General features: G+C 44.9%; 16 protein-coding genes. 13 read left to right on the top strand and 3 right to left on the bottom strand.

Annotated features, from left to right (window positions below):
- Positions 1-274 precede the first annotated feature (274 nt).
- The 9 genes from CXK86_RS11580 (at position 275) to CXK86_RS11620 (ending at position 9,517) form a co-directional block, all read left to right on the top strand.
- Positions 275-1,264, top strand: a complete 990-nt coding sequence (locus CXK86_RS11580) for a LacI family DNA-binding transcriptional regulator (protein WP_101313741.1) — start codon at positions 275-277, stop codon at positions 1,262-1,264.
- Positions 1,257-2,135, top strand: coding sequence for a ribokinase (gene rbsK, locus CXK86_RS11585; RefSeq protein ID WP_101313742.1), 879 nt, complete (start codon positions 1,257-1,259; stop codon positions 2,133-2,135). Before CXK86_RS11580 ends, rbsK begins: the two co-directional genes overlap by 8 nt.
- On the top strand, positions 2,135-2,536 hold the full coding sequence (gene rbsD / locus CXK86_RS11590) for a D-ribose pyranase (protein ID WP_101313743.1): 402 nt from the start codon (positions 2,135-2,137) through the stop codon (positions 2,534-2,536). The genes rbsK and rbsD overlap by 1 nt, the downstream gene beginning before the upstream one ends.
- A gap of 14 nt (positions 2,537-2,550) precedes the next feature.
- Positions 2,551-4,032, top strand: coding sequence for a sugar ABC transporter ATP-binding protein (locus tag CXK86_RS11595; RefSeq protein WP_036615975.1), 1,482 nt, complete (start codon positions 2,551-2,553; stop codon positions 4,030-4,032).
- Positions 4,033-4,042: 10 nt separating this feature from the next.
- Positions 4,043-5,005 (top strand): ABC transporter permease subunit, encoded by a 963-nt coding sequence (locus tag CXK86_RS11600; RefSeq protein WP_370511443.1) that lies wholly within the window; start codon positions 4,043-4,045, stop codon positions 5,003-5,005.
- A gap of 14 nt (positions 5,006-5,019) precedes the next feature.
- Entirely contained in the window at positions 5,020-5,952 is a 933-nt protein-coding gene (rbsB, locus tag CXK86_RS11605; protein WP_036615972.1) for a ribose ABC transporter substrate-binding protein RbsB, read from the top strand.
- Between the two features lie 326 nt (positions 5,953-6,278).
- The gene (locus CXK86_RS11610) at positions 6,279-7,022 is read left to right on the top strand and encodes a YggS family pyridoxal phosphate-dependent enzyme (protein ID WP_101313744.1); all 744 of its coding nucleotides are present in this window, start codon (positions 6,279-6,281) and stop codon (positions 7,020-7,022) included.
- Between the two features lie 19 nt (positions 7,023-7,041).
- Entirely contained in the window at positions 7,042-8,247 is a 1,206-nt protein-coding gene (locus CXK86_RS11615; protein ID WP_101313745.1) for a benzoate/H(+) symporter BenE family transporter, read from the top strand.
- A 25-nt stretch (positions 8,248-8,272) separates the two neighbouring features.
- Positions 8,273-9,517 carry a serine hydroxymethyltransferase gene (locus tag CXK86_RS11620; protein ID WP_076327916.1) on the top strand — a complete coding sequence of 415 codons (1,245 nt, stop codon included), beginning with the start codon at positions 8,273-8,275 and terminating at the stop codon, positions 9,515-9,517.
- 96 nt (positions 9,518-9,613) lie between these two features.
- Here CXK86_RS11620 and CXK86_RS11625 read toward each other — a convergent pair whose 3' ends face one another.
- Both CXK86_RS11625 and pdxR read right to left on the bottom strand, forming a co-directional pair.
- Complete coding sequence (locus tag CXK86_RS11625; protein ID WP_101313746.1) at positions 9,614-10,234, bottom strand: NAD(P)-dependent oxidoreductase; 621 nt, start codon at positions 10,232-10,234, stop codon at positions 9,614-9,616.
- Positions 10,235-10,279: 45 nt separating this feature from the next.
- Positions 10,280-11,710: a MocR-like pyridoxine biosynthesis transcription factor PdxR gene (gene pdxR / locus CXK86_RS11630; RefSeq protein WP_101313747.1), complete on the bottom strand. Its 1,431-nt coding sequence runs from the start codon at positions 11,708-11,710 to the stop codon at positions 10,280-10,282.
- 285 nt (positions 11,711-11,995) lie between these two features.
- Between pdxR and CXK86_RS11635 the strand changes: the two genes are divergently transcribed.
- From CXK86_RS11635 to CXK86_RS11650, 4 genes are all read left to right on the top strand, one after another.
- Entirely contained in the window at positions 11,996-14,101 is a 2,106-nt protein-coding gene (locus tag CXK86_RS11635; protein ID WP_101313748.1) for a serine hydrolase domain-containing protein, read from the top strand.
- Between the two features lie 344 nt (positions 14,102-14,445).
- On the top strand, positions 14,446-15,891 hold the full coding sequence (locus tag CXK86_RS11640; RefSeq protein WP_101313749.1) for an amino acid ABC transporter substrate-binding protein/permease: 1,446 nt from the start codon (positions 14,446-14,448) through the stop codon (positions 15,889-15,891).
- The gene (locus tag CXK86_RS11645; protein WP_036615952.1) at positions 15,884-16,612 is read left to right on the top strand and encodes an amino acid ABC transporter ATP-binding protein; all 729 of its coding nucleotides are present in this window, start codon (positions 15,884-15,886) and stop codon (positions 16,610-16,612) included. Before CXK86_RS11640 ends, CXK86_RS11645 begins: the two co-directional genes overlap by 8 nt.
- Positions 16,613-16,733: 121 nt before the next feature.
- Positions 16,734-17,090, top strand: a complete 357-nt coding sequence (locus CXK86_RS11650; RefSeq protein WP_101313750.1) for a hypothetical protein — start codon at positions 16,734-16,736, stop codon at positions 17,088-17,090.
- 58 nt (positions 17,091-17,148) lie between these two features.
- Here the strand turns inward: CXK86_RS11650 and CXK86_RS11655 are convergent, their stop codons facing one another.
- The gene (locus tag CXK86_RS11655) at positions 17,149-18,429 is read right to left on the bottom strand and encodes a glycoside hydrolase family 27 protein (RefSeq protein ID WP_101313751.1); all 1,281 of its coding nucleotides are present in this window, start codon (positions 18,427-18,429) and stop codon (positions 17,149-17,151) included.
- Between the last annotated feature and the right edge of the window lie 66 nt (positions 18,430-18,495).

Below are 18,495 nucleotides of genomic sequence, written 5' to 3' on the forward strand. Positions count from 1 at the left end.
CTATCTAATTTGTTAAATTAAAGGCTAATTAAGTTCAGGAGATTACTGATTCTTATGTTGATCCGGGTGCCATCACTCTGATTTTTAATCGAGTGATGGCTCTTTACATCTATGAAGTATCAATCTCCCTGGCAGGAAGAAACCATGATATAGATGAATTCTAGTGCACTTTATGTATACTTGGAGAAATTTCCAGAATGAAAACGCTTGTCAAATTGAAAATAATATGATAATTTAATGTCTGTAACCGGTTACACATAGAGGAGAGCAACTTATGACAACAATTAAAGACGTAGCTCAACTGGCTGGCGTATCTGTAGCCACCGTATCCAGGGTCATTAATGATAGAGGTTATGTTCATGCGGACACACGCAAAAAAGTGGAAGATGCAGTTAAGGCGCTTAACTTTTCACCAAATGAAGTGGCCCGCTCATTATATAAACGCAAGTCCAAACTGATTGGCCTGTTGTTGCCGGATATTACGAACCCTTACTTCCCGCAGTTAGCCCGCGGCGTAGAGGACCGGATGCAGGAGCAAGATTACAGACTGATATTTGGAAATAGTGACGAGGATGAACAAAAGGAGCAGGATTACATCCAGACGTTTATCCAGAACAACGTGGTTGGTGTGATCTCTTCAACGAACTACCCTCATTCTTCGATATATGAAAAACTGAAGATTCCCGTTGTGTTTCTGGACAGAACTTCACTGGATCGTCCATCCGTGTATGCGGATGGCAGGGAAGGTGGAAGACTAGCTGCAAGGGAGATTATCAAACGCGGCAGTCGCCGGATCACAGTTATGCAGGGACCTTCACAGATCAGACCCGCTCAGGATCGTTTTGAAGGGACGATTGAAATCATCCGTGATGCTGGCTTAGACTATCGGGTGATCCAGACGACCTCATTTTCAATTAACGAGGCAGGTGTATGGGCTGAAGAATTATTCAGGAAATATGCGGACACAGATGGGGTCATTGCCAGCAATGACATCGCAGCCATGGCAGTACTGCATGAGGCATCACGAATCGGAAGAAAGGTTCCTGATGACGTACAAGTGATTGGTTTCGATGATATTCCGATGAGCAGCCTGTTATCGCCGGCATTGTCCACCATCCGTCAGCCAGCATACGAGATGGGAAGAGAAGCGGCGGGATTACTTATCCAGCTTGTGGAACAAGCTGCAATAGAGAATAAAAACATACAGTTGCCCGTAAGTTTCATCGAACGGGGCACTACGAGAAAGGTGAGATCAGATGGCTAAAATATGTGTAATTGGAAGCAGTTCAATGGATCTGGTTGTTACTTCGTCAAGACGGCCGGGAGCGGGGGAAACCGTTCTTGGCGATAGCTTCAAAACAGTTCCTGGTGGCAAAGGAGCCAATCAGGCTGTTGCCGCTGCACGACTGGGTGCCGAGGTTGCGATGATCGGCCGGGTAGGCGACGATGCTTTTGGCAAAGATATTGTAGAGAACTTTAGAGCAAATGCTGTAAATACGCAAAATGTGAAACCGGTTACACATTTAGAAAGTGGTACGGCTCATATCATTCTGGCAGAAGGTGATAATAGTATCGTAGTGGTTGAAGCGGCGAATCGGGAAGTCACTCCTGCATATGTCGATGAGGCAGCTGAAGTAATTCGAAACGCAGATATCGTATTAATTCAGCAGGAAATTCCGGAGGAAACGGTTGTGCATGTGAGTGCATTGTGTGCAGAATTCGGAACACCGCTGCTGCTTAATCCCGCTCCGGCGAGAACATTGCCGCAAGAAGTGATCGACAACGCTGCATATATCACACCGAACGAGCATGAAGCTGAGATTTTGTTTCAGGGCATGAGTCCGGCACAGGCATTACGTCAGTATCCTAACAAATTGTTCATCACGGAGGGCAGTAAAGGTGTACGGTACTTTGATGGCACTGACGAAATTCTAGTCCCAACTTATAAAGTTGAGGCTGTTGATACTACGGGGGCAGGGGATACGTTCAACGCCGCATTTGCAGTTGCTTTGGCTGAAGGAAAAGCGTTGCAAGAGAGTATACGCTTCGCCAATCGGGCTGCATCGTTGTCCGTCACCAAGTTCGGAGCGCAGGGCGGCATGCCGACGCGTGATGAAGTAGAGGAGAGCTTGTAATGAAAAGAAATGGCATGTTGAATAGTCACATTTCCAAGATTTTGTCTGATCTGGGCCATACGGACATGATTGCGATTGCGGATGCAGGTCTGCCGGTACCGGACGGGGTACTCAAAATTGATCTGGCCCTTAAACTGGGAACACCAAGTTTTTGCGAAGTGGTGGAAGCGATCGCTGAAGATATGGTCATTGAGAAAGTCATTGTGGCTGAAGAGATTTGCGAAGGCAATCCCGTAGCTATGCAATTCATCACAGAGAAATTCGGGGTAGAAGCAATTGATGCTTCCGTCAGCCATGAACAATTCAAAGCATTAACTCGGCAGGTGAAAGCGGTCATCCGCACAGGTGAAGCCACACCCTATGCCAATTGCATTTTACAATCGGGAGTCCATTTCGGTTAAAAGGAGGTTGCGTAATGCACATTCAGATGCAAGACATTCATAAAGCGTTTGGAACGAATCAGGTGCTGAGCGGAGTGGATTTTGAACTAAAGGATGGTGAAGTTCATGCCCTGATGGGGGAGAATGGAGCCGGCAAATCCACACTGATGAATATTCTGATTGGTCTTCATCAGCGTGATCAGGGAACCATTACCATAGACGGAGAAGAAAACTATTTTGCAAGTCCGAAGGAAGCCGAGAAACTGGGTCTCACATTCATACATCAGGAGCTGAATGTATGGCCTGAAATGACGGTGCTGGATAATCTCTTTATTGGTAAGGAACTGACATCATCGTTCGGATTGCTCAATACAAGACAAATGAAAGCGCTTGCCAAAGAACAGTTCGCCAAACTTTCCGTAGACATACCACTGGAACGTCCTGCGGGAGAGTGCTCTGTCGGGCAGCAACAGATGATCGAGATTGCCAAAGCGCTAATGACAGATGCCAAGGTCATCATTATGGATGAGCCAACAGCAGCACTTACGGAGCGTGAGATCCAGAAGCTGTTTGGTGTAATCAGCTCGCTGAAGAAGGAAGGCGTATCCATCGTCTATATTTCTCACCGAATGGAGGAGATATTCACGATCTGTGACCGGATTACCATCATGCGTGACGGAAGAACGGTAGACACACAAGCTATTCCGCAGACAAGCTTTGATGAAGTGGTGCGGAAAATGGTAGGTCGTGAACTAACCGAGCGTTATCCTGTCCGGAATCCTTCTTATGGTGAAGTTGTCCTCGAAGTAAGGAATGCAAGCAGCAAAGGTCTATTCGAGAATATTAACTTCACCGTGAGAGCGGGGGAAATACTCGGTTTCTCTGGACTCATGGGTTCTGGACGAACAGAGATCATGAGAACCATCTTTGGTTTGGATACGTTGGATAGCGGTGAAATCTTCATCCGCGGCAAAAAAGCGAACATTCGTAAACCGGCAGATGCAGTGAAACATGGAATCGGGTTTATTACAGAAGACCGCAAGGATGAGGGGCTGGTATTAGACTTCTCTATTCGCGAGAATATGGCGTTGCCAAATCTGTTCAGTTTCTCAAGCAAAGGTTTCATCTCAACTTCAAAAGAACAAGACTTCGTAGATACACTGATCAAACGTCTACAGATCAAAACGCAATCCTCCGAGACGGCGGCAAGGAATCTATCCGGGGGTAACCAGCAGAAGGTGGTTATCGCGAAATGGGTTGGTATCGGACCAAGCGTACTTATCCTGGATGAACCTACCCGCGGAGTGGATGTCGGGGCGAAGCGCGAAATCTATGAATTGATGAATGAACTGACTGACCGCGGCGTTGCAATCATCATGGTATCGTCGGAGCTGCCTGAAGTGCTTGGCATGAGCGACCGGATCGCGGTTGTGCATGAGGGACACATCAGTGGCGAGGTTGCAAGGGAAGTAGCAACACAAGAACACATTATGACATTGGCCACAGGGGGACAGTGATATGACAACAATGCAGGAAAACAAAACGGCTAAAAGCGGATTCCGTTTCTCAAACGTGATACAAAAATTGGGACCGCTGCTTGGCTTAATCATTCTTATTCTCATCGTATCGGTGTTGAATCCAAGTTTCTTGGAACCGCTCAATATCTTGAATTTATTGCGTCAAGTCTCGATTAATGCGCTGATTGCTTTTGGTATGACGTTTGTTATCCTGACGGGTGGAATTGATCTGTCGGTCGGCTCAATCCTGGCTTTATCCAGTGCTTTTGTAGCAAATATGATGTTGTCTGGTCTCGATCCGATCTTGTCCATCATTATTGGTGTAGCACTCGGTGGTGTCATGGGTATGGTGAACGGACTAATGATTACCAAAGGTAAAATGGCTCCGTTTATCGCTACATTGGCAACCATGACGATATTCAGAGGACTGACATTGGTGTACACCAATGGTAATCCAATTACAGGACTCGGGGATAACCTGTTGTTCCAACTGTTTGGCCGCGGTTACCTGCTGGGCATTCCGGTACCTGCAATCACGATGCTGATTACCTTCATGATTCTGTGGATTGTTTTGCATAAAACGGCTTTTGGTCGTAAAACGTACGCCATCGGCGGTAATGAGAAAGCTTCCATTATCTCGGGTATCAAAGTTAATCGCGTGAAAATTATGATCTACTCCCTGACAGGTATGCTCGCTGCTCTGGCAGGTGCAATTCTGACATCGCGTTTGAATTCAGCGCAACCAACGGCAGGTACATCCTACGAGCTGGATGCAATCGCAGCAGTTGTATTGGGTGGTACAAGTCTTGCTGGAGGACGCGGACGCATCGTTGGTACACTGATCGGTGTTCTGATTATCGGCGTGTTGAATAATGGATTGAACTTGCTTGAAGTAAACTCATTTTATCAAATGGTTGTAAAAGGTATCGTCATTGCCATTGCTGTCCTGCTGGACCGCAAGAAAACAGCATAAGGAGAGAAGCGAATATGAAAAAGTGGACTGTAACACTCATAAGTATGCTGATGATCATCGTTCTGGCCGGGTGCTCTCTGGAGCCACCGGAATGGGCGAAACCTAACCCAAACAAAAGTAACGGACAGAAGAAAATAGGTTTGTCGATATCTACACTAAACAATCCATTCTTTGTATCACTGAAGGACGGGGTAATGGCTGAAGCCAAAAAACAGGGAATACAGGTCATCGTGGTGGATGCGCAGAACGATTCGGCGAAACAAACCAATGATGTGGATGATCTCATTCAGCAAGGTGTTAGTGCACTTCTGATTAACCCCGCGGACTCTGCAGCGATCTCCACAGCGGTTCAATCCGCTAATAGTGTGGGCATTCCTGTGATCACGCTGGATCGCTCCGCAGATAAAGGCGAAGTGGCGGCACTAGTGGCATCTGATAACGTTAAAGGTGGACGCATGGCAGCTGAATATTTTGTGGAACAACTGGGTGAGGGAGCAAAAGTCATTGAACTTGAGGGTGTGCCTGGTGCTTCCGCAACAAGAGAACGGGGTAAAGGTTTCCATGAAGTGGCTGACAAGCAACTTGATGTGGTTTCCAAACAATCTGCTGATTTCGATCGGTCCAAAGGATTAAATGTCATGGAGAACTTGCTACAAGGTAATCCAGACGTACAAGCGGTATTTGCCCATAATGACGAGATGGCACTTGGTGCAATTGAAGCGATTCAAAGCTCAGGTAAAGACATTCCGGTCATCGGATTTGATGGTAATGATGATGCAATCAAATCCATTCAGGATGGGAAATTGACGGCAACAGTCGCTCAGCAGCCTATACTGATTGGCCAACTGGCGCTGCAAGCAGCTCTGGATGTGCTCAGTGGCAAGCAGGTGGAGTCATCGATTCCCGCTGAATTGAAGCTGGTAACCAAGGAAAATGTGAATGAGTAAATCATCATAAAACATGTATTTACGTTTTGGACATGAACATAGAACTAAACCAAGCCGCTAATTTAGCGGCTTTTTTCATTTTGGAAGAAGCGTGCGGGCATCACATCAATCAGATTATCGACTTTTAAAAGCGTATCAAAGGAACCCCAATTGAATTAATGTCTACTTTGTCGTTTTGGACTGTTCCAAAATAGCATTTTTGGATATGTATATCCAATCCATGCGTTGCTATACTAGCATGACGTTCCACACAGTCTTCACAATACATAAGGAGGAGCTAATCTCATTGATCCATTCCTGTTCGGAATAGAAAGAAGGTGGCTGACATGAAACATCTAGTAGAAGAAAATCTTCAAGCTGTAAGACAGCAAATGGCATTGGCCTGCCAGGCTTCAGGTCGCAACATAGAGGACATCAAGTTGTTGCTCGCGACCAAAACGGTACCGCTAGAGAAATTACAAATAGCTATTCAAGCAGGTGAGGTCTTGTTTGGAGAAAACAAAGCTCAAGAACTCCGAGACAAATTCCCACTCATGGAACAAAGCAAGCAGGTGGAATGGCATTTTATCGGACATCTGCAAACAAATAAAATAAAGGACGTAGTTAAATATGTTACTCTCATCCATTCCGTAGATCGTCTGAAACTGGGTCAAGCGTTACATAACCAGCTTCTCAAAGAGAATAAGAGCTTAGACATTCTTGTGCAAATTAATACGTCCTACGAAGAAAGTAAATTTGGTGCCTCTCCAGAAACAGCCGTTGAGCTTGTAGAACAGTTGTCTCAATTCGAGACATTAAACGTGAAAGGTTTAATGACCATTGGAAAACTGAATGCGACAAACGAAGAAACACGACATTGTTTTCGATTGTTAAACCAGATCCGTACACAGATTAAAGAGAAAAATATTCCACGCGTAGAAATGGATATTTTATCGATGGGTATGTCTGGTGACTTCCAAGTCGCCATTGAAGAAGGAGCTACACTGATACGTGTAGGGACAAGTGTATTTGGTCAACGCTATTTACCGGACGAGTATTACTGGAATGAAAACACACGCATCGATGATTAAGTGAGAGGTAGTGTTAAATATGAAGACAGCATCCCCTTCGTTACGCGGCCGTGATTTGATATCTCCGGTGATCGCCGCTTTAATATCCGTAATTGTTAATTACGGGGGTACGTTTATCCTTGTTTTTCAAGCTGCAAAAGTGGCTGGTTTAAGCCCGGAAATGACCGCTTCCTGGATTTGGTCCATCTCGATTGGGGTAGGCGTAACGGGAATTTGGCTCAGTTATCGATATAAGGAACCGATTATTACAGCCTGGTCTACACCTGGTGTGGCGTTTCTCGTTTCAGCATTAGCGGTAACCCCTTATCCAGAAGCTATTGGCGCTTACATGATTTCAGCAGTCGGATTTATTATTTTAGGTTTGTCAGGCATGTTTGAACGTTTCGTTCGACTTATTCCCCCAGGCATCGCTTCCGGATTGTTAGCTGGTATTTTACTACAGTTTGGTATTTCGGCCTTTGGAGGGGCGAAGGTAGATCCTTTGCTTGTGATTGTACTGTTTGCAGGCTATATCGTGCTAAGAAGGTTTACTTCCCGTTACGCCATTGTTGGCATATTGGCAATCGGTTTGATTTATTTGATATGCATGGGGAAAACAGACTTCAGTACAATCCAATTGGCTGTAGCATCGCCTGTATTTGTTGTTCCAGCATTTTCGTTAAATGCTTTACTTGGCGTTGCGCTACCGCTGTTCATTATTACCTTGACAGGGCAGTATATGCCCGGAATGCTTGTTTTGCGTAATGATGGATTCAAGACAAGTGCCAATCCTATTTTAGCTGTAACAGGTTTGGGTTCGCTTCTTGCAGCCCCATTCGGATCACATGCTTTTAATGTGGCAGCTATTACAGCAGCGATTTGTACAGGAAAGGATGCACATGAGGATTCAACGAAGCGGTATATTGCAGGTATTGCTTGTGGTGTTTTTTATATTTTTGTCGGCATTTTTGGCGTAACATTGGCTGCTCTGTTTTTGATTCTTCCTGCTACCTTTATTGCAACATTAGCGGGATTAGCCTTACTTGGAACGATCGGTGGCAGTCTTGCCAATGCATTAACGGACCCTAAGGGACGTGAAACTGCATTGATTACGTTTTTGGCGACAGCAGCGAATGTGACTTTGCTTGGTGTGGGTGGTGCATTTTGGGGACTGTTTGCAGGAATGATGGCACATCTACTGATGAATAGTAAATTTCCCAAAAAACAACTTGGAACGAATAAATAACCGTAATATGGAGAGGAAGATGTTCATGAAACATTTGGAGAAGCAAGATAAAGTAATAGGAATGGCTGTCCAGCAAGAGCTTGGAAGGCAGCGGGATAAGATAGAACTGATTGCATCAGAGAATTTTGTAAGTCAAGCTGTGATGGAAGCAACAGGTTCGGTATTGACCAATAAATATGCGGAGGGGTATCCGGGCAGAAGATATTATGGCGGGTGTGAGCATGTCGATACAGTCGAAGAGATAGCAAATAGCCGCCTTAAAGCACTTTTTGGCGCTGAACATGCGAATGTGCAGCCTCACTCCGGTTCTCAGGCCAACATGGCAGTATATTTTGCCTCGGTTGAGATTGGGGACACAATCCTTGGCATGAATCTATCCCAGGGTGGTCATCTAACACACGGAAGTACTGTTAATTTTTCAGGTAGGTTTTACAATTTTGTTTCATATGGTGTCGATGCACAGACGGGCCGCATTGACTTTGACGAAGTACGTAAACTTGCTTATAAGTATCGTCCACGCATGATTGTTGCAGGTGGAAGTGCATACCCGCGGACCATTGAGTTTGAATTATTTGCCCAGATTGCCGCCGAAGTGGGAGCTCTTTTCTTTGTTGATATGGCGCATATAGCAGGAATTGTTGCGGCAGGTTTACACCCTAACCCGGTACCACATGCCCATTTTGTTTCAACCACCACACACAAGACCTTACGAGGACCACGAGGGGGAGCCATTTTGTGCCGGGAGTCCTGGGCAAAGGCGATAGACAAAGCTGTATTCCCGGGGACTCAGGGCGGGCCATTCATGCACGTTATCGCGGGGAAAGCGGTGGCATTAGGCGAGGCATTGCAAACCGAGTTCACAACATATATTGAAGGTGTTCTGAATAACGCCAACGTATTGGCAGAAACTTTAATGAATGAAGGACTTACCCTTGTATCGGGAGGAACAGATAATCATATCGTGTTGGTTGACTTACGAACTATGGGCCTTACAGGCAAAGAAGCCGAAGCTTTACTGGATGAAGTAGGGATTACGGCGAATAAAAATGCAATTCCTCACGATACGGCAAGTCCTTTGGTTACAAGCGGTATTCGTTTTGGAACTCCGGCTATGACTTCAAGAGGGCTTGGAGCCAGGGAAATGAAAGAAATTGCTCAGCTGATAGGGCTTGCTTTTAAAAATCCAAAGAACTCGGATGTGAAAAATCAAATATTAGGTAGTGTCCGTGAAATCACTTCGCAATTTCCTCTATATGAAGGGCTTAAATAGCTCAACAGCAGACACAAATAGAGCCTGCAATTGTTCCTAATGGATAACAATTGCAGGCTCGTAATGTGCTTGTTTATATTGAAACTTAAGACAGCCCTAGTAGGCTATACCTACACGAGACTGTACATACTCATCAGACATTAATTGCTGATAAGCAAACTCCGCAGTATCGATTACAGATATAGAAGTTCCACCGTCAGGCAAATAGTCGCGCTCAACCCGGTACTTACCAAGAGATTCTCCATCAAATAAGTAGGTAGGACACACGATGGTCCATTCTAACTCTGAAGCCTTCAGAATGTTGTACATCTCCAGATGCTCTTCAGCTGCTCGCGTGGACTTACGTTTGGACTCAGGGGATTGAAAACGAAGCAAGCCAGGATCCGTTCGACTTTCCAATATTCCTGCTGTACCAATGGTAATGATTCTTTTGATACGCTCCTGAGCCATAGCCTCAGCAATATGTCCCATGGATTGCGATAATGTAGTTGTTCCATCGGTACTTAAAGAACTAACAACGAGATCCACACCCTGTATGGCGTGATGAATATCCTCTTTGACTAAAGCGTTTCCTTGATGTAGAACCAAATTGTCATCGTTGATTTGTACCTTTTCCGGGTTTCTAACCAGTGCAGTTACATGATGATTGGAACGTAGGGCATTAGAGACGAAATGATTTCCAACCCGTCCGGTGGCTCCTAACACTAAAATTTTCATTACAAAAAACATCCTTTCTAATCCGATTGCAGAGCATGTTCTCCATCATAATACAATCTTTGCAAGTCGATGTATGCCTTCCTCAATCTGCTCCTCATCCACTTTCGCAAAACCTAATATCCATCCTTTTCGATGACTCTCCAAGCAATATCTACTAAGCGGATACACGCGTACACCTTGATCAAGAGCAGCATTTGTCAGCGCTTCTTCGTCAAATGACGTTTCAGATTCTAGAAGCATATGTAATCCCGTTTCCACACCACTTAATGTAAATCGTGAGCCTAACCCAGAAGCAACAATGGCTTTGGTCATGACTTCGTGTCTGCGTCGGTATATGTTCCGAACTCTTCTCATATGGCGCATAAAATGACCACGCTCAATAAAATGAGTTAGCGTTAATTGTTCCATAATCGGCAGATGACGATAGGTTAATTCATGAACTTGGGTAAGGCGATCGATGGCTATTTTGGGGCCGATGATAGCGGATAGTCGAATGCCAGGTGCAACCATTTTGGAAAAACTCATCATATAAAGCGTATTCTGAGGTTGCTGACTAAATATAGTTGGAAGTGGATCTCCACGGTACCTAAATTCGCTATCGTAGTCATCCTCAACAATCCAATATCGATGATGAGTTGCCAAGTGCATCAATTGTTGCCTGCGTGGCTCCGACATAATAACACCAACGGCGCATTGATGAGAAGGTGTGACAAATACGAGTTTCGTCTGTGGGTGAATATGATCTACACATAATCCATACTCATCAACCGGAACGGGATCGACTTGCATCCGGCGGTATTTCATCGCCATCCAAGCGGCAGGAAAGCCGGGATCTTCAACCGAAACTCTGTCTCCCTCACTTAAGAGAGCCTGGGCAATTAAATCAATGCTATGTTGTGCACCTGAGGTTAACAAGATTTGATCAACATCGATATGAATGCCTCGTTCAAGTGACAAATAACGTTGAATCTGCTCTCTTAACGCCAATAACCCTCTGGCATCACCATAAGCCCAAAGATCCAGATTGGGTTCAGTAGAAGCTTGTAAAAAAGATTGCCTCCAGGCTTTTGTGAAACTTTCATCCAGATAAGGCTCGTGGGGATTAAAATCAATTTCTATTTTGCGATTGTCTCTATTGCCAAACCAACTATGCAGATGACCAATCGATTCGTTTAGTGTAGGCAGATCGGGCGGAATAGGCCCTTGCATCGTGACGCCTTCTGATGAACGAGGTGCATATGTCCAATCACTAACTCTTGTCCCGGCTCGTCGGGAGGTTACCGTATACCCTCGGCTGAATAATTCCTCGTACACAATCTGTATGGTTGAGCGTGAAACACCAATTAATTGAGCAAGTTCGCGTGAGGGGAGTAGCAGTTCGCCTGGTTGCCATTTCCCGGTTGTGATATTATGGATCGCTTGATCCAAAAGTTGCTGCCAGATCGGGCGTTGGTCATTCCGATTAACTTTTAGCATTGCTTCAACTCCATTACTCATGGTGAATTATGGATTGCATTTATTTATGTGCTTAGCCATCTTACTGGCACTCCATTGATTGATATACCATTATAGCAAAAGTTTAATTTGCAAACAAAACAAAGCTGAACTAAAGCGATTTTTACCGTGTGTCCAACCTATTTTGGTCGGTCCTGCTTGGTTCATACTCGATTCATATTCAAGCCACAGACAGTTCATCTTCTTCGGTTACACTACGGGAGTACGAACACAGAGATTCCTAATCCATAGACTAGACAGGAGAAGATGAGATTGACACGAAAGAAACGAACGTCTATCGCCGCCATAACTTTGGTGTTTGCAATGATGTCCCCAATGTCGGCCATGGCCACACCCGCTACCAGTAACGGTAGTAGCTCTACGTATGATCTAACTAAAAAGGCAGTAAGTGCAAAGGCCAAGGTACTCACTGAATCATACGCTACGACAAGTGTGCAGTACGCACTGATGGATGAGGGTGAGATTGTGATCTCCGGTCAGGCAGGAAAAAGCGACCTGATAAACAACATCCCGCTTTCTTCAAATACCATGTATGGCATTGGTTCAACCAGCAAAATGATGCTCACAACCGCCGTAATGAAGCTAGTGGACCAGGGCAAGATCGATCTTGATGAGCCTGTCGTGAAGTATATTCCGGACTTTAAAATGAAAGACAAGCGTTACCAACAGATTACACCACGCATGTTACTGAATCATTCATCCGGGCTTCTAGGAACGTCAAGTAACAGTGCAATACTGTTTGGAGATAATGATACCTATGCACATGATACGTTACTGGAACAATTGGCGACGCAACATCTGAAGGCCGATCCTGGCGCATACTCGGTGTATAGTAATGACGGTTTTACATTAGCTGAAATTTTGGTTGAGCGGGTCAGTGGCATGGACTTCACAACTTTCATGCACCGGTACATAACCGAGCCTCTTGGTATGGAGCATACCAAAACACCGCAGGATATTGTAGAGCTTAGCAAGATGGCAGCAACATATGCCCCTTCGGATGAGGAGAAACTTCCATTAGAGACTACAAATATGATTGCCTCGGGAGGCATCTATTCCACCGCTGAAGATCTGGTTCAGTTCTCGAAAATCTTTACAGGTGAGGTTGAAGGTGTTCTTTCGGAGGAATCCGTAGAGGCCATGGAGCAAGAAGAATACAAGAGAGGCATGTGGCCGGAAGAAAGCGATTCTTCTATTGGTTACGGCCTGGGCTGGGACAGCGTGAACCTGTTTCCTTTTAATGATTACGGCATCCAGGCAGTAAGCAAAGGTGGCAATACAATAACCTATCATTCCTCCTTGATTGTGTTACCGGAATATAATATGGCTGCTGCCGTAACCTCTTCGGGTGGTCATAGCTCAACGGATCAATTGCTGGCAACTGAGCTGTTGCTTGGCGCGCTTGAGGAGAAGAATATCATTCCAGATCGTAAGCCGGAGAAGTCACATGATGCACCTGTGAAAACAACTATGCCAACAGAACTTTCACAGCATACAGGCATGTACGCTGGTGGGGCAAACATGTTAATGAAGCTGGACGTAAAAGATGATGGGCAATTAACGCTATCTAATCTGTCGTCTCCTAACAGTTCTGATCAGACCTATACGTACACCGCTGATGGTTCATTTGTTAATGATGCGGCTACGGAAAAGCTGAAGTTCGTTCAGGAAGTCAACGGGCACACATATTTGTGGTCTCGCTCGTATCAGTCTGTTCCTGGGCTTGGGCAAGTTGCTTCCTCTGAATATAAGGCAGAAAAGCTTGAAACCAATGAATTGTCGGAAGAAGTAAAGGCCGCATGGCAGAAACGGGAAGGCAAAGCCTACGTGTTGGTCAATGAAAAATACACATCAACACTGTACAACGCAGCGATGCCGATGATTCCCATTCATACTTTTAATGAGCTGCCGGGTTATGTCTACACGAATAAAATCGTTGGAGCTAACCAAGCTGTGAACCAATTGCAAATTCCTGGATTAGCGGGCCGTGACACGATGGAGTTTAATTTCTATGAGGAAAATGGCGTGGAATATGTTACAGCTGGAGGCAACGTTTATGTTGCTCAAGACATCATCAAACCGATCTATGCGGGAAAACAATCAAAGACAACGATTCAGGCGAATGGTCATGCCACATGGTATTCGATTCCTGCATCAGCTGCAGGTAAAGAAATGACGGTCAAGATGTCTGCAAACAGCGCATTTGCTGTATATAACCAAGCTGGCATAGGCATTAATCATACAGTGGTCAGTGGACAAAACGAAATTGTGTTGCCTGAGAACGGAACTATTGTATTCGCGGGTGAAGCTGGTTCGAAGTTCGAGATTGTATTGACAACCAGAGCAAATTAATAGATTATAAAAAACTGTACAATAAAAAGTCGCGGAAATCGCGGCTTTTTTTGAGTTTTAAATTTTAAATAATACGTTTTAAAGTAAATGTACCTTTTTTCAGATTCACAATGTAATATTGGGTTTCGCGAAGCTTACCTAAAGGGTAAGTATTAAAAGGACTTTTACTGGTTGGAAAAAAATGATGGAGGAAAATGTTGCAAGTGGAAAGGCAAAGCATTGATTGTTAATATACAGTAAATAATAACAATCAAATGGGCAGAAGATCGACAAAAAGCATAACCGTAATACCGATTCCAAAGAAAATAATGATTATTCGGACAATACCGAGACGGGGAGGACACATGAAAACAACGAAGATCTCATTTTTTATACTTTCACTGATGCTGCTCCTGGTGAGCGGTCTATCAGGATGGGTAGGGAACGCTGCCGCAGCGTCCGATTCCGGTAAAACCTATGTTATCGGAACTGATGTCACATTTGCTCCATTCGAATATGAAGATGAGAATGGTGATTTTGTTGGTATCGACATGGATTTGCTGGATGCCATCGCCAAAGATCAAAATTTCAAGTATCAAATCAAATCCCTGGGATTTAACGCAGCTGTACAGGCACTTGAGGCGAATCAAGTCGATGGTGTGATCGCAGGGATGAGTATTACGGATGAGCGAAAAGCAAAATTTGATTTTTCAGAGCCATATTATGATTCAGGCGTTGTTATGGGGATTAGTTCCAATAATGATACCATTAAAAGTTACGAAGATCTTCGTGGTAAAAAGGTCGCTGTAAAAACGGGAACAGAAGGGTACAGCTTTGCTGAGTCCATCGCCTCAAAATATGGCTTTACCATTGTTCCATTCGATGAATCATATCAAATGTATGATGATGTAAAGACCGGTAATTCGGTGGCCTGTTTTGAAGATGAACCCGTTCTAAGATATGGGGTAAAGCAGAATAATGGTTTGAAAATCGTTACCGCCAAAGAAGACGGGGCTTCCTACGGATTTGCGGTAAGTAAGGGTAAAAATCAGGAACTTCTGGAGATGTTCAATGCTGGTCTTGTGAATATCAAAGCAAACGGTGAGTACAAGCGCATTATCGAAGAATATGTTGGAGAGAATTCCCAAGTCGCAAATCTGGGGCGTTGGGAGTTAATACAGAAATCTCTTCCTGCACTTTTTAAAGGTCTGGGAAAAACACTTTTATACACGATTGTATCCCTGTTCTTCGCGTTTATCATCGGTCTGATTTTCGGATTCATGAAGGTGGGACAGAACAAATTCCTTCGAGTTGTTGCCACCGTATTTGTGGATATCTTCCGCGGTATTCCGCTGATTGTCCTGGCATTCTTTATCTATTTCGGGATTCCACAGGCGATGGGCTTCACGATGCCATTGTTCCTGGCGGCTATTCTGACACTTAGTCTGAATGCAGGGGCGTACGTAACCGAGATTATCCGAGGCGGGATTCAATCGATTGATCGTGGTCAGATGGAAGCTGCCCGTTCATTGGGCATTCCTTATCGCAAAGCGATGATAAAGATCGTTATTCCGCAGGCAGTGCGGGTTATGATTCCGTCCTTCATTAACCAGATGGTTATCACGTTGAAGGATACGTCAATCTTATCCGTTATTGGTCTCGTAGAGTTGACACAATCGGGTAAAATTGTTATTGCAAGAACGTTCTCCTCTTTTGACATTTGGTTAACGGTTGCGGTTATGTACCTGATTGTCATTATCACATTGACCAAAATTGCTGATTATCTGGAGGTGAAGGTTCGTCGTGGCTAAAATAAAAGTTGAAGGTTTGAAGAAAAGTTTCGGCTCGAATCAGGTCCTCAAGGGAATTGATGTGGCGGTCAACGAAGGAGAAGTTGTCTGTGTCATCGGGCCTTCCGGTTCGGGAAAAAGTACCTTCTTGCGCTGCATTAACCAATTAGATGTGATTACGGCAGGCCGGGTTATTGTGGATGATCAGGATCTGAATGACCCTAAAACCAATCTGAACAAAGCTCGCGAAAATATTGGAATGGTATTTCAACATTTTAACTTGTTCCCTCATTTTAGTGTGCTTAAAAACATCATGTTTGCGCCCAGAGAACTCGGGATATTAAATGCACAGCAGGCTCGTGATACAGCACTCAAATTACTTGAGCGTGTGGGTCTGTCTGATAAAGCAGAGAGCTTCCCAACACAACTGTCAGGTGGACAAAAACAACGTGTAGCTATCGCTCGTGCGCTTGCTATGAATCCGGATGTTATGTTATTTGATGAACCGACGTCGGCGCTTGACCCTGAGATGGTAGGAGAAGTTCTCGGTGTTATGAAGGACCTCGCGAGCGAAGGCATGACGATGATGATTGTTACCCATGAGATGGGTTTTGCTCGTGAAGTAGCTGATCGTGTGATCTTCATGGACGGTGGTTATATTGTCGAGCAGGGCACTCCTGAAGAGATATTTGGAAATCCGAAGAATGAACGGACGATCAGCTTTTTGGAAAAGGTACTCTAGCACTGAATCGAGAATGAATACATTGAAAGTCGCTATTTTAGCGGCTTTTTTTGTTATATTTATGAGGTGATTTAATAGAAAGACCGAACAAACTAAGCCAAGAAAGTGAGGTCTATACTCCATGGAAAACGTGTCACAAGAAGATCAACTACAATCCATCAAAGCTTTTCAATCAACCATCCGCAAATCGGAAAATGCCTTAGTGAATATGACTCAGAAAAGGAATAACACAACATTGTTACAGAAACGTCTCCAAGCTTTATACATCGGCCTAGCACTGTTGGAAAAGGTATGGAATCAGAAATCTCATCCCTACACGGAGGAAGATATCGCAGAAGCTCGTCTTGTCTTGATGGGATTGTTCCCATCTCTAGAGAGCATGTATGCCAATTCCAAAGAAGGTAGCCCACAAAAGACTCTTCTAGAAAGAAGGATTAAAGCATTTCATCTGGCCGTTCAAGCCATGGATACATACTGATGAAATGAGAGAGAGGTCTGTCTAATGAACGACAGACCTCTCTTTTTCTTTTGCAAGCTTAGGAAAACCGATAGAGACGCACACCGTGCACAGGTACAGTAGTAACTAAGGAATTCTCTGTTAATTGAGCTGCTTCTTGGCTCCACAATTCGGTACCTTCGGTAATGCCGGACAGTCCGACCTCATCAATGGACAGATCCACAGGTAGAGCATTCTCGCCGATGTTAAACACAGCGACGTAAGAGGAACCATCCGTATGCTGGGCAGTCCACACAATAAGATCTTCTTTGCGTAAGGCTTCTCTGGCTCCGTAACTCTCGCGATGCATTCGCAGAACCTCACGATTAGTTAGCAGGGATAGTGTCCAGTCATCGTTATCTCGCAGTTCACCACCAAAGATGAGCGGGGAACGGAAGATGCTCCACAGTGACATCATCGTCAACTGCTCGTCAGGTGTGAACCGAGTCCAGCGATCTGCTCCACCACCGTCTACAGAACGGATACCGATATGACCCAAAGGCAACATATCACAGTCTGGCCAGCAGCCTGCTTTGGGAACGCTCTGCCACGTCCGGCAGCGGTCGAACATATCCAATAACAGTGGCCAGAGGTCCCAGAAGTCGTCCGTGACACGCCACATGTTGGCATGATCAGCCAAGAATTCTGAGTATTCTACTGGAGCAGGGCCAGGAGAGAGACTTAGTACCATGGGCCGACCGGAGCGCTCAATCGCTTTGGATATCATTTCGATCTCAGGCTGATGGGTGTCATAGAGCCTTGAAGCAGCAATATCGTCAACCTTCACCAAGTCAACGCCCCATTGTGCATACAGTTCAAAAAGCGAATCGTAGTAGGCTTGTGCGCCTTCTTTTGAGCTATCAACACCATACATATCTGTATTCCACGGACAGATGGAGTTAGGATGAGCAATATCGCGCGCAGTGGCGGTTGTTCCCAGAATCGGAGTAGCCGCATGTGCAGCTTGACGTGGAATACCACGCATGATGTGAATGCCGAATTGCAGCCCCAGACTATGAACGTAGTCGGATAATGGCTTGAATCCCTGTCCACCTGCAGCGGAGGGAAACCGATTCTCGGCAGGCATAAGTCGCGAATATTCATCCATGATGAGTGGAACGAACGGACGATATTGCGAAGAATTGGCCAAAGGCTCGTACCATTGAATGTCGACCGTAATATAGCTCCAGCCGAAGTCTTTAAGATGTTCTGCCATGTACTCGGCGTTGCCACGAATTTCGTCTTCCGTAACGGCTGCGCCGTAACAATCCCAGCTGTTCCAGCCAAGCGGTGGAGTTGATGCTGCAAGTGTATGATTCATGGGAATGCTCCTTTATGGATTAATTATTGCTCTCGCTCAATTCATCATAATAAAGGATTTTATTAA

It is taken from the genome of Paenibacillus sp. BGI2013 (assembly GCF_002843485.1).
Taxonomy (GTDB): Bacteria; Bacillota; Bacilli; order Paenibacillales; family Paenibacillaceae; genus Paenibacillus; species Paenibacillus amylolyticus.